12 protein-coding genes are annotated in these 12,552 nt (G+C 69.2%); 5 read left to right on the forward strand and 7 right to left on the reverse strand.

What is annotated here, in order from left to right; translation table 11 throughout:
• The 6 genes from H5399_RS06665 to H5399_RS06690 form a co-directional block, all read right to left on the reverse strand.
• Complete coding sequence (locus tag H5399_RS06665) at positions 1-873, reverse strand: enoyl-CoA hydratase-related protein (protein WP_182782243.1); 873 nt, start codon at positions 871-873, stop codon at positions 1-3.
• The gene (locus H5399_RS06670) at positions 870-1,784 is read right to left on the reverse strand and encodes a nitronate monooxygenase family protein (RefSeq protein ID WP_182782244.1); all 915 of its coding nucleotides are present in this window, start codon (positions 1,782-1,784) and stop codon (positions 870-872) included. Before H5399_RS06670 ends, H5399_RS06665 begins: the two co-directional genes overlap by 4 nt.
• A 69-nt stretch (positions 1,785-1,853) precedes the next feature.
• Positions 1,854-3,002 carry a cytochrome P450 gene (locus tag H5399_RS06675; RefSeq protein ID WP_182782245.1) on the reverse strand — a complete coding sequence of 383 codons (1,149 nt, stop codon included), beginning with the start codon at positions 3,000-3,002 and terminating at the stop codon, positions 1,854-1,856.
• A 43-nt stretch (positions 3,003-3,045) separates the two neighbouring features.
• The gene (locus H5399_RS06680; protein ID WP_182782246.1) at positions 3,046-3,300 is read right to left on the reverse strand and encodes an HPr family phosphocarrier protein; all 255 of its coding nucleotides are present in this window, start codon (positions 3,298-3,300) and stop codon (positions 3,046-3,048) included.
• 152 nt (positions 3,301-3,452) lie between these two features.
• Positions 3,453-5,078 (reverse strand): glycoside hydrolase family 13 protein, encoded by a 1,626-nt coding sequence (locus H5399_RS06685; RefSeq protein ID WP_182782247.1) that lies wholly within the window; start codon positions 5,076-5,078, stop codon positions 3,453-3,455.
• Entirely contained in the window at positions 5,068-6,066 is a 999-nt protein-coding gene (locus H5399_RS06690) for a LacI family DNA-binding transcriptional regulator (RefSeq protein ID WP_182782248.1), read from the reverse strand. The genes H5399_RS06685 and H5399_RS06690 overlap by 11 nt, the downstream gene beginning before the upstream one ends.
• 283 nt (positions 6,067-6,349) lie before the next feature.
• On the opposite strand from H5399_RS06690, the gene H5399_RS06695 reads away from it, so the two are divergent.
• The 3 genes from H5399_RS06695 to H5399_RS06705 all read left to right on the forward strand — a co-directional run bounded on the left by H5399_RS06695 (position 6,350) and on the right by H5399_RS06705 (position 10,156).
• Positions 6,350-7,600: a maltose ABC transporter substrate-binding protein gene (locus H5399_RS06695; RefSeq protein ID WP_182782249.1), complete on the forward strand. Its 1,251-nt coding sequence runs from the start codon at positions 6,350-6,352 to the stop codon at positions 7,598-7,600.
• Positions 7,601-7,694: 94 nt separating this feature from the next.
• A complete protein-coding gene (locus tag H5399_RS06700; protein ID WP_255422094.1) occupies positions 7,695-9,269 on the forward strand; it encodes an ABC transporter permease subunit in 1,575 nt (524 codons plus the stop codon).
• Positions 9,269-10,156, forward strand: coding sequence for a sugar ABC transporter permease (locus H5399_RS06705; RefSeq protein WP_182782250.1), 888 nt, complete (start codon positions 9,269-9,271; stop codon positions 10,154-10,156). Before H5399_RS06700 ends, H5399_RS06705 begins: the two co-directional genes overlap by 1 nt.
• Before the next feature lie 50 nt (positions 10,157-10,206).
• Here the strand turns inward: H5399_RS06705 and H5399_RS06710 are convergent, their stop codons facing one another.
• Complete coding sequence (locus H5399_RS06710) at positions 10,207-10,872, reverse strand: helix-turn-helix domain-containing protein (RefSeq protein ID WP_182782251.1); 666 nt, start codon at positions 10,870-10,872, stop codon at positions 10,207-10,209.
• Between the two features lie 55 nt (positions 10,873-10,927).
• Here H5399_RS06710 and moaA point away from each other — a divergent pair, with 55 nt between their 5' ends.
• Together moaA and H5399_RS06720 are read left to right on the forward strand one after the other, a co-directional pair.
• Positions 10,928-11,947: a GTP 3',8-cyclase MoaA gene (moaA, locus tag H5399_RS06715; RefSeq protein ID WP_182782252.1), complete on the forward strand. Its 1,020-nt coding sequence runs from the start codon at positions 10,928-10,930 to the stop codon at positions 11,945-11,947.
• Positions 11,944-12,546 carry a molybdenum cofactor guanylyltransferase gene (locus H5399_RS06720; protein ID WP_182782253.1) on the forward strand — a complete coding sequence of 201 codons (603 nt, stop codon included), beginning with the start codon at positions 11,944-11,946 and terminating at the stop codon, positions 12,544-12,546. Before moaA ends, H5399_RS06720 begins: the two co-directional genes overlap by 4 nt.
• Positions 12,547-12,552: the final 6 nt, after the last annotated feature.

Below are 12,552 nucleotides of genomic sequence, written 5' to 3' on the forward strand. Positions count from 1 at the left end.
TCAGCCAGCGGGCGGGAAGACGTGGCCGAAGCCCTCGGGGGCTGGCTGAGCGAAGCGCGGCTCCCGCTTGCCGAGGAACGCCAGCCCACCCTCGCGGCCATCGCCGTGGGCCGAGTGCCTGAGGGCCAGGGACTCCGCCAGGTGCGCGTCCAGCACGCTCGCCCCGGCGAGGTGGCGGAACACCAGCTGCCTGGTCAGCGCGACAGCGTGCGCGGAGCGCCCCCTCGTCATCCGATCCGCGACGGCGTGGGCCGCCTCCAGCAGATCCCCGGGCTCGTGGACGGCGTCCACCAGCCCGATCTCGAGCGCTCGGGAGGCCTGGATGATGTCGCCGCTGTAGAGCAGGTCGAGGGCCTTGGACTGCCCCACGATGCGCGGCAGGAACCACGTCGAGCAGGCCTCCGGTGTGATGCCGAGGCGGGCAAACACGAACCCCATCCGCGCGTCCGTCGAGGCCAGGCGCGCATCCATCGGCAACGTCATCGTCGAGCCGATGCCCACGCCTGCACCGTTGATGGCGGCGATCACGGGCTTGCGGCACTCGAGGATGGCCAGCGTGAGCTTCCCGCCGGGCTCGCGGGCGCCGTCGGCGACCTCCGGCTCGGTCCAGTGGTCGCGCAGCTCGGCTGGACTGAGGTCCATCCGTGGGTCGAAGCCGAACACGTTGTCGCCGTCGCTGAGCTCCATGCCTGCACAGAAGGCGCGACCTGAGCCGGTGACGATGATGGCGCGGACGGTGTCGTCGCGGTCGGCCTCCCCGAGCGCGGCCACGAACTCGCGGCCCATCTCGAGGGTGAAGGCGTTGAGCTTGTCGGGCCGGTTGAGGGTGAGCGTGGCGACGCCGTCTTCGCGGGTCAGCAGGACGGTGCTCATGGATGGTCTCCTTGCAGGCGCCGGCAGGCGGCGCGGTAGTCGGTCTCGAGACGGTCAACGAGCTCTGCGACGGTGGGGACGTCCGTGATCCCGGCCACGCCGTGCCCGGCGGACCACACGTCGCGCCACGCCTTGACGTCCTCGTGTTCGGCGGGTGGCCCGGCAGGATCTATCCCGGCGGCGGACAGGCTGCCCGCCAGGAAGTTGGCAGGAATCCCGCTGACGGCGGGCGTGTACACCACGTCCGCGGCGCCCGCGGCCATCACCATCGCCCGGTAGGCGTCGCCCGCCAGCGACTCCTGCGTGGCGAGGAAGCGGGTGCCGAGATAGGCGAGGTCTGCCCCCATCGCTATGGCTGCCGCCACATCGTCGCCGCTGGTGAGGCCCCCTGCGAGCAGCAGGGCCCCGTCGAACCACGGCCGCACGGAGGCGACGAAAGCGAACGGGTTGAGCGCCCCGGCGTGCCCGCCGGCCCCGGCCGCCACCAGCACCAGCCCATCGACCCCGGCCCCGGCCGCCTTGCGCGCATGCCTGAGCGTGGTGACGTCGTGGAACACGAGCCCCCCGTAGCCGTGCACGGCCTCGACCACCTCCGGGACCGCGCCCAGGGACGTGATCACCACCGGCACGCGGTGCTCGACGACGACGGCGAGGTCCGCCTCGAGGCGGGTGTTGGTGGGATGCACGATGAGGTTCACCCCGAACGGAGCGTCCGCTGGCCTGAGCGACTCCCGGATCTCTTCGAGCCAGGAGCTGAAGGCCCCCGTGGTCCGGCGGTTCAGCGCCGGGAACGTGCCCAGCACACCTGCCCGGCAGCACTCGACGACGAGCTCGGGTCCGGAGACCAGGAACATGGGCGCCGCGACGACGGGAATCCGCAGCCGGTCGGCCAACTGCGCCGGCAACGTCATCGGGCCTCCCATCGGCGGCTGGGTTCGAGGGTCAGGGCTCAACCTATCGGCGATGCTGCCGGCCGGACATCAGCCGAGCAGAACCGGTACGTGGGCCCAGCCGCCCACCGGTGCCACCTCACGCTCGGCACACCGGCCCGGCCCCCAATCGACCCATGTGGTGGCCGCCAACGCCTCCTGAACCCCGATCCGCAGCTCCAGAGTGGCCAACGGTCTTCCCGGGCACACATGTGGGCCGGTCCCGTAGACCAGGTTATGGGCCGCATTGCCCTCGGGGTCGAAGCGGTCGGGGTCACCGAAGACGGCCTGATCCCGGTTGGCGGAGGTCCAGTGCAATTTCACGACGGCGCCCTCAGGGATGGAGGAGCCGGCGATCTCGACGGGGCAGGTGGTCCTGCGCCGGTTCGAGATGAACGGGTCGTCGATGCGGAGGATCTCGTCGACGATCGCGTCGATCTCAGCGTCGCTGACGCCCGAGCGTAGATGACGCTGCAGCTCCGGCTGGTCTGCCAGGAAGGCGAAGACAACCCCCACGCACAGCGCGATCGAGCCGAGGTCGCCCCCGGTCCAGTTCCGCAGCACGGAGACCAGCTCCTCGTCGGTGAACGGCCGGCCGGCCACCTCGTCGCGGAGGAGGGCGGTGGTGATGTCGTCGGGGGCGTCGTCGCCGAGGGCCCGGCGGGGGGAGAGGACCGAGCGGATGATCGCGTCGAACTGCGCCGCCACCTCCGCCGTCCTGGCCCGGTCCCCTGAGCGGGTGGCGGCGTGGTTGGCGGCCATCCAGTCCAGCAGCTGGGCCTCCAACGAGGCCGGCCACCCCAGCCACGCGCTCTGGGCGCGAACGGCGAACGGGAAGCCGATGTCACGCACCGCGTCCACCGTCACACCTCGGGGCAGTGCGGCGAACAGGCCGCGTGCCACCTCGCGGAACGCCGGCTCGTAGCCAGCCAGGGCTTCGGGCTCGAAGTATCGGTCCAGCGTCTTGCGGGCCGCGCGGTGGGCGTCGCCGTCGAGCCCGTTGGGGACGTGCACGTGAGCCGAGACCGCACTGGAGAACGTCACTGGATCGTTGGCTGCCCGGACCACCTCCGCGTGCCGAAGGAGCACCCACTCGCCGCGGACGTTGCGGACGATCGCGTGACCGGTGCGCAGCTGGTCCGTGTAGTGCCGCAGGTCGCGGCCCGCCGGATCCACATCGTCGGGGACGTGATCGGACATCACCAGGCTCCTCGTGATTAGTCAGTTTCAACCGACGGTGACCTCAGGCGTCGAGGTCCTGCTCCACCATGCCCGCGATCCGCTCCACGGCCTCGGCGTTGTCCGACTCGACGGTGACGACGGCCCCCCGCTCAGCACCCAGCGTCATGATCAGCAGGGACGAGCCGGCATCGACCGTCGACCCGTTGAGGGAGATGGTGATGTCGTCGTCGTATTCGCTCGCTGCAGCGGCGATCAACGCGGCTGGGCGGGCGTGAAGCCCCACGACGGACCCGACGGTCACGGACTTGCTGGCCATCAGAGGCTCCTTATCTGCCGCCGCACCGTTGCGGTCGGACACGCGAGTAATCATAGCCACCAGGGGAGCCCGTCTCCGACGCGGGTCCTGGTGGGGAAGGTGCCCGCGACAAGGCACGAGATCCTCCCGGGCATGCCGCCACCGAGGCGGGCTCAGAGTCGGGTGAGCCACACCGTCGTGTCCGTGGGCAGCACGTGGCCGCGCAGGCTCACGCTGGAGAGCAGCACCTCGTAACCCTCTGGCAGCTCCACCGGGGCGCCGAGCACGTTCGTCATCACCCGGACCGGGCCGTTGTCGAAGGCCACCACCGAGTCCCCGGCAGGAACCCACTCGAGCTCTCCGCCACCCAGCCTCCTGTCCCGTCTGAGTGCGAGGGCGGCCCGGTACATCGTCAGGGTGCTGCCGGGCGCGTCCTCCTGCCGGTCCACGGCGAGCGCCCGATAGGACTCGGGCTGCGGCAGCCACGTCTTCCCCGTGGGCGAGAACCCCAGACCCGGTTCCTCGGCCGCCCAGGGCATCGGAACCCGGCATCCGTCGCGGCCCGGTTTCGTGAAGTCGGAGCGGAACCACGCGGGATCCTGACGCAGGTCGTCCGGCAGCGTGGTGTGGTCCGGGAGTCCGAGTTCCTCGCCCTGGTAGAGGTAGGCAGAGCCGGGAAGCGCCAGCATCATGAGGGTCGCGGCGCGTGCCCTGCGCAGGCCAAGGATGTTGTCGGGCTGCTCATCGTCGGCCCCCAGGCCCTCGTGGCTGGAGCCCGGCTCCTTGAGCCCGAGACGGCTGACGTGCCGCAGTACGTCGTGATTGCTCAGCACCCAGGTCGTGGGCGCGCCCACGGCTTCGTCTTCGGCCATCGTCGAGGTGATCACCTCGCGGTATGACGCGGCATCCCATGGGCTGTCCAGGAACTGGAAGTTGAAGGCGGTGTGCATCTCATCCGGGCGCAGGTACAGCGCCAGGCGCTTCGGGTCGGCCACCCAGGCCTCGGCCACCAGCGAGCGGTCGCCCTGGTAGGAGTCCAGGACCGTGCGCCAGCGGCGGTACACGTCGTGGACGCCGTCCTGGTCCCACATCGGGCCGGCGGGTCCGTCGAGGTCCAGCATCGACTGCTCGGCGTCGAAGTCCGGCAGCCCGTCGGCCTTGATCAGGCCGTGGGCCACGTCCACCCGGAAGCCGTCGACGCCCCGGTCCAGCCAGAAGCGCAGCACGCCGTCGAACGCCTCGCGCACCCGCTCGGTGGACCAGTCCAGGTCCGGCTGTTTCACGTCGAAGAGGTGGAGATACCACTGCTCCGGCGTGCCGTCCGGCCGGGTGAGGCGCGTCCAGCCGGCCCCGCCGAAGACGGACTTCCAGTTGTTGGGCGGCAGTTCGCCGTGCTCGCCGAGCCCGTCGTGGAAGTGGTACATGTCGCGCTCGGGCGAGCCCGGCCCGGCCGCGACCGCCGCCTTGAACCACCGGTGCTCATCGGAGGTGTGATTGGGCACCAGATCGACGACGACGCGCAACCCCGCCGCGTGGGCGGTCTCGATCAGGCGGTCGGCGTCCGACAGGTCACCGAAGAGCGGGTCGATCTCCTCGTAGTCGGCCACGTCGTAGCCGGCGTCGGCCATGGGGGACCTATAGAACGGGGACATCCAGATGGCGTCCACCCCGAGGCGGGCCAGGTATGGGATCTTCTCGATGATCCCGGGGAGGTCGCCGTAGCCGTCGCCGGTGGAGTCGGCGAACGAGCGGGGGTAGATCTGGTAAATGACGGCGTCTCGCCACCATTCAGCGGTCATGGAGCGGTCCTGTCGATTGTCTGATGATGAGATCCGGGTGGAACAGCATCTCGGTGCGGTCGGTGGGAAGCCCCCGGATCGCGGTCAGCAGGGACCCGACGGCGGCCCTCGTCATGGCCGGCACCGGCTGGCGGACTGTGGTGAGCGCGGGGCTGGTGAAGGCCATCAGCGGGGTGTCGTCGTAGCCGACCACGGAGACGTCGCCGGGGACGTCCAGGCCCCGGGCGCGCGCTTCGCGGATGGCGCCCAACGCCATCACATCGGATCCGCACACGATGGCCGTGTGCCCCGCGTCGAACAGCCGCGAGGCGGCCGCCTGGCCCCCCTCGACGCTGAAGATCGTCGACACAGTCGAGCTGCTCGGCAGGCCCAACCCGATGAACGCCTCCCGCTTGCGACGGCTCGGCATGTAGCGCAGCTGCCCCACCGCCAGGCCGATGCGCTCGTGCCCGTAGGAGCGCAGGTGCGCCACCGAGATGGACACCGCCTCGGCGTCGGAGCACGAGAAGAACGCGCCATCGACGGCGGAGCTGTAGCCGTTGATGAAGACCGCTGGCACGCCGGCGTCGATGAGGCGCTGGTAGTGCTCGGGGGAGGCTTCGGCGTCCGCCGGGGTGCCAGAGACGGAGATGATGCCCGCGATCTCGACGCCAAGCAGCGCGTCGAGGTACTGCTCCTCGCTGGTCCCACCGGGCCCTGCCGTGCAGATGATCATGTGGCGGCCCGCCGCCGTGAGCACCAGGGCCAGCTCGTTGGCGAACAGGGCGAAGGACGGGTTGGCGAGCTCCGGCACCATCACGGCGATGAGGCCCTCGCCGGAGGGCTGGTCCGGCTCCGCCGCGAAGCCGAGCCGCTCAAGGGTGGCCAGGACGGAGGTTCTGGTGGCGTCGGCCACGCCTGGCTTGCCGTTGAGGACCCTGGAGACTGTGGCGGTCGACACGCCTGCCGCGACGGCTAGGTCCGCCAGCTTGGCCCGTGGGGGAATCATGGGCCTCCTCTCCTTCGAGTCCGTGCACATCAACAGTGCTCGCAGGCTAGTGTGCAGGTATTCGGAGGACTTAGCAATGATCTTGCAAATCGTTGCAGGGCGGGGGTACTGGCAGACCTAGTCCAGGGCATCACGTGCGTCGCGAAGCTCTGGAGACGTTTCCCGACGCAGATTGTTATCGAACCGTTATTGCAACGACTTTGCAAACGTTGCAAAGACGGTTACGCTACTCATCAGTCGGGTCGGCACCGGAGCGTCCCGAGACAACGAAGGAGTTACACACATGCGCAAGAGCCTTCTCGCCGCCGCAGCGGCCGGGCTTTCTCTGACGCTGGTCGCCTGTGGTGGCGGCACGTCAACCACCTCCCCCTCCGCCACCGACGGGGCCTCGAGCAGCGCCCCCGCCGAGAGCTCGGCCCCCGCGGCCGCCGGCACCCTCACCGTGTGGGTGGACGAGACCCGCATCGACGCGTTCAAGACGATCGGCGAGTCCTTCCTGGCCGCCACCGGCGTCACCCTGGACGTCGTGCAGAAGCCGTCCGGCGACGTCAAGACGGACTTCATCGCCCAGGCCCCCACCGGCCAGGGCCCGGACCTCATCGTCGGCGCACACGACTGGACCGGCGACCTGGTCAAGAACGGCGTCATCGCCCCCGTCGAGCTGGGCGACAAGGTCTCGGGCTTCAACCCGGTGGCCACCCGCGGCTTCACCCAGGCCGGCCAGCTCTACGGCGTCCCGTACGCCATCGAGAACATCGGCCTGGTCCGCAACAATGCCATGGTTCAGGACACCCCGGCCACGTTCGACGAGCTGATCGCCCAGGGCAAGGCCGCCGCCGGCGCCGAGTTCCCCGCAGTGATCCAGCAGGGCCCCAACGGCGACGCGTACCACCTGTACCCGATCCAGACCTCGTTCGGTGCACCGGTGTTCAAGACCGACGCCAACGGCGACTACACCGCCGAGCTCGGCATGGGTGGCCCGGAGGGTCTCGCCTTCGCCGAGTACCTGAAGACGCTCGCCGCAGAGAAGGTCGTCTCCTCCTCGCTCGAGGGTGAGACCGCCAAGCAGGCCTTCCTCGACGGCAAGACGCCGTACATCATCACCGGCCCCTGGTACGTCGCCGACTTCGTGGCGGCCGACATGGACATCACGGTGCTGCCCGTCCCGTCCGCCGGTGGCCAGCCGTCCGCGCCGTTCGTCGGCGTGCAGGGCGTCTTCCTGTCCTCGAAGTCCGAGAACACCCTGCTGGCTTCGCAATTCCTCGACTGGATGGCGAGCAAGGAGGCCCAGGATCAGATGCTCGAGCTGGGCGGCCGCATGCCCGCGCTCACCGAGTCTGCTGACGCCGTCACCGACGAGGTCCTGGCCGGGTTCGGCGAGGCCGGCAAGGATGGCCAGCCGATGCCGTCCATCCCCGAGATGGGCGCTGTCTGGGAGTTCTGGGGCGGCGCGCAGGTGAGCATCATCACCGGCACCGCCGAGCCCGCCGCCGCGTGGGACGCTATGATCAAGAACATCGAAGCCAAGTTCTGACGCCTCTCGACCACACGGTCGCATCCGGGGGTTGGGAAGCCAAGGCGGCCCAACCCCCGGCCCATACCCGCAACGAAGCGAAGGTTGAACTCCCTTGAGCAACTCCCCGACATCGCAGTCGCCGAGGCTCTCCCACGCGCGGGACCTCTCGCGCCCGGGCTTCATCGCGAAGCTCGTCCTCATGATGCTTGTCAACGCTTTCGGCGTCTACGGCATCCTGGCCAGCTACGGCCAGCAGGAGTGGGGCGTCCTCGTCTTCCTCGTCATCACCCTGATCATCGTCGACTACGTGTACTTCTCGAAGCGCGCGATCCCCGGCAAGTACCTCGTCCCCGGCCTCATCTTCCTCGCTGTGTTCCAGATCTACGTGATGATCAACACCGCCTACGTGGCCTTCACCAACTACGGCGACGGACACAACGACGCCAAGGAACCGGCCATCACCCAGATCCTGAAGACCTCGGATCGCCGGGTGGAGGGCACCCCGGAGTATCAGGTCACCGTCTTCGACCGCAACGGCCAGCTCGGCTTCGCGATCGTGGAGGGAGACCAGGCCCGGATCGGCGACGCCGAGACCCCGCTGGCAGACGCTCCGGATGCCGTCGTCGACGGTGATCGGGTCACCGAGGTGCCCGACGCCACGGTGCTCGCGCTGGCCGACATCCAACAGCGCCAGAACGAGGTGCTGGACCTGCGCGTCAGCGTGTCCGACAACCCGGACGACGGCTGGCTCAGGACGGACAACGGGGCCAGGGCCTACATCGCCAAGTCGCTGTTGGCCTACGACGAGGCCGCAGATACGTTCACCGACGCCGACGGCAAGGTCTACACGGCAGACCCAAGCCGTGGCCTGTTCGTCGCCGACGACGGAAGCAGCCTCTCACCGGGCTGGCGCGTGGTCGTGGGCTTCGACAACTTCGCCGCCATGTTCACCGACGCCCGGCTCGCGGGCCCGTTCCTGTCCTCACTGGTGTGGACGTTCGCCTTCGCCATCCTGTCTGTGCTCACCACGTTCGCCTTCGGGCTACTGCTGGCGGTGGTGTTCAACGACCCGCGCATCAAGGGGCGCACCCTCTACCGGGCCCTGTTCATCCTCCCGTACGCCTTCCCTGGCTTCCTGGCCGCGCTGGTGTGGCGCGGTCTGCTCAACCAGGAGTTCGGCTTCATCAACCAGGTCCTGCTGGGCGGTGCGAGCGTCCCGTGGTTCACTGACGGAAACCTCGCCAAGCTGGCCATCCTCGGGGTCAACCTGTGGCTGGGCTTCCCCTACATGTTCCTCGTCACCACCGGCGCCCTGCAGTCCATCCCCCAGGAGCTCACGGAGGCGGGCATCATGGACGGCGCCAGCCCGCTCAGGCGGTTCTGGAGCATCACGCTTCCCCTGCTGCTGGTGTCGGTAGCGCCGCTGCTCATCGCGAGCTTCGCGTTCAACTTCAACAACTTCTCGCTCATCTACATGCTCACCGGCGGCGGACCGAACTATCCGGGTGCCCCGGTGCCTGTCGGCGAGACGGACATCCTGATTTCGATGGTCTACGCCATCGCCTTCGAGGGTGGCAACCGGCAGTACGGCCTGGCCAGCGCCATGTCGATAGTCATCTTCCTGGTGGTCGGCTTCATCTCCTGGCTGGGATTCAGGCAGACCCGCAAGCTTGAGGAGATCATGTGATGGCCAAGAAGCTAGCCAACGGCGACAACGACACCCGTCTTCGTGGCGGCCGGTGGTGGAAGGAGGTCGGCTGGAGGCACGTCTTCGGGATCATCGTCATCATCTACTGCGTGTTCCCGCTGCTCTACGTGCTGTCGGCCTCGCTCAACACGAACGGATCCATCACGGGCTCCCTGCGGCTCTTCACGAGCTTCACCACCGAGCACTACGCCGAGCTGATGACCACTGACTATCCGAAGTGGGCGCTGCACTCGCTCTATGTCAGCGGACTGACGGCCATCGGTACGGTCCTCATGGGCGCGGCTGCGGCCTATGCGTTCAGCCGATTCCGGTTCAAGGGGCGCCGCGCCAGCCTGACCGCGCTGCTGATCATCCAGATGTTCCCGCAGATGCTGGCCTTCGTGGCCATCTTCCTGCTGGCGCTCACGCTGGGGGAGATCTTCCCGTTCCTCGGCCTCGGTTCGCACCTCCAGTTGATCGCCATCTACCTCGGCGGCGCGCTGGGAGCGAACACGTTCCTGATGTACGGGTTCTTCAACACCATCCCGATCGAACTCGACGAGGCCGCCAAGATCGACGGCGCCACGCATGCCCAGATCTTCTGGGGCATGATCATGCGCCTGGTCACGCCGATCCTCGCGGTGGTGGGTCTGCTCAGCTTCGTGGGCTCTTACGGCGAGTTCATCCTGGCCCGCATCGTGCTGGCCAGGCCCGAGAACTACACGCTCGCCGTGGGCCTGTACGTCTGGGGCTCCGACGAGCGCAACGCCCCGTGGTCGCTGTTCGCGGCCGGTGGCGTGCTGGCGGCCATCCCGATCATCGCCTTGTTCATGTACCTGCAGAAGTACATCGTCTCCGGCCTCACGGCTGGTGGCGTCAAGGGCTGATCGAAGGCTCTACCGATCCACGCCGGTGTGCGGGCGACCCGATGGGTCGCTCAGCCCACCGGCGTGGTCGCGTCTCGAGGCTCGGCGCCCGTATCCGGCTGGAGTGCCAGGTGGCACAGCCGGGGGCCGACGTCGATCCGACCCGCCGCCATCCCGCTCGCGCTCGCCTCGAGGTAGCCGTCGACGAAGCCCTGATGGATGGCGCACACGATCGGGAGCTCCCTGAGGCCCACCTCGGCCCGGAACGGGCAGCGCGTGAAGGTGAGCTGGTTTCCGACGGCGACGGTCCCGAACCCCCGCTCGGCGAGATGAGCCACCAGCCCCTCGACGGGTTCGGTGTCCTCGGGCTCGTCATCGACCATCGAACCGCCCCAGGAGCGCCCCGCCTGCTCGGCCAGCCGCGACCCGTCCGGCAGAGTGGCCACGAAGTTCTGGATCAGCACCTCGGTGAGCTCCATCAGGTGTGAGTTGCTGACGTTGGGGGAGTCGCTGGTGGCGGCGAACAGCAGCGGCGGGCGCCCTGCCTGCCCGAGCGGAGCCGCGGCGCTGACGGCGTAGCCCGCATCGCGCAGCCCTTCCAGGTGGAATCTGGCGGAGTTGCGGTGCAGCCCCAGCTGGTCCGCGACCTCGGCGACCGCCACCGGGCCTGCGGCGGATTGCAGCAACGCCAGCACGCGCGTGCGGGTGGGGCCGAGCCCGTGGGGTTCGCTGGTCACTGATCCAGTTTCGCATGCTCAGGGCACCCCTCCCGGGTCGGGGTAGCATGCGCCCATGCAGGAGTACCGATTGCTGGACAGCCACGGGAGGGTCGCACGCGACGTCCGCGTGTCCTTGACCGACCGCTGCAACCTGCGCTGCACCTACTGCATGCCCGCAGAGGGCCTCGCCTGGCTGCCCGTCGAGGAGACCCTCACCGACGACGAGGTGGTGCGCCTGATCCGCGTGGCCGTCGTGCGCCTGGGGGTGGAGCGGGTCCGGTTCACCGGGGGAGAGCCACTGCTGCGGCCCGGGCTGGAGCGCATCGTCGCTGCCGCGTCGGCAATGGAGGGTCCCGGCGGGCGCCCTGAGTTGGCACTCACCACCAACGGGCTTGGCCTGGACAAGCGCATCGCGGGGCTCAAGGCCGCCGGCCTGGACCGGATCAACATCTCGCTGGACTCGCTGGACCCCGTCCGCTACGCCCGGCTCTCCCGCCGCGACAGGCTGCACGACGTGCTGACCAGTATCGAGGCCGTCGACGCCGCCGGCCTGCGCCCGCTGAAGGTGAACTCCGTGATCATGCGCGGCGAGAACGAGCCGGACATCGTGCCGCTCGCAGCGTTCTGCCTGGCGAGGGGCTACCAGCTGCGCTTCATCGAGCAGATGCCGCTCGGTCCCAAGCATGAGTGGGACAGATCACAGATGGTCACCTCCCGGGAAATCCTCGATGCGCTGGAGACCCGCTTCCGCCTCACCCCGCTGGACGAGCCCCGAGGCGCGGCCCCCGCGGAGCTCTGGCGGGTGGACCCGGACGCCGAGCAGCCGGGCGGCACCGTCGGCGTGATCGCCTCGGTGACCAACCCCTTCTGCGCCGCCTGCGACCGGACGCGGCTCACCTCGGACGGTCAGGTCCGCAACTGCCTCTTCTCCAGGACGGAGACGGACCTGCGCGCAATCCTGCGCGGGGGCGGCTCGGACGACGACATCGTCGCGGCCTGGGCGGGCGCCCACGCAACAAAGTCGCGGGCCCACGGCATCGATGACATCGGGTTCGTCCAGCCCGCCCGCACGATGAGCGCCATCGGAGGATGACTCCCGAATCGCCCAGGGGCCGCTGCGCGATCGTGCTGGGCGGGGGGCGCTCGTCGCGGATGGGCACGGACAAGCTGGAGCTCACCGTCGGGAACCGTTCGCTGCTGCAGCGCGCCTGCGATGCCTCCCTCGGCTGGGCCGACCAGGTGATCGTCGCCTCACCCGTCCGCGCCGGGTTCCCGGACCAGCGCATCGTCTTCGTGCTGGAGGATCCTCCCTTCGGTGGCCCCGTGGCAGGCATCGCGGCGGCGGTGGCCGCCCTTCCCGGCGAGGCGGAGGAGGTGCTCCTGCTGGCGGGTGACCTGGCAGATCCTCACGCCGTCGTGGGAGCGCTGCGCGCGGCGCCGATGGGGGTCGACGGTGTGGTGCTGGAGGACGAAGAGGGCTGGCCCCAGCTGCTGGCGGGGCGTTACCGCGCGGCCGCTCTGAGGCTCGCCGTTGGCGGTGCTCCAGCCCTGCGCGACGTGTCCGTCCGTCGCCTCCTCGGGACTTTGGATCTGGCCCGGGTGGCAGCCCCGCCAGCCCTCGTCCGAGACGTCGACACCCCTAGCCAGGCGCGACTCGCCGGCGCTGAATTTCGCAACTACGACGGCGCGTAAGACTTT

Source organism: Tessaracoccus sp. MC1627 (assembly GCF_014164725.1).
Lineage (GTDB): Bacteria > Actinomycetota > Actinomycetes > Propionibacteriales > Propionibacteriaceae > Arachnia.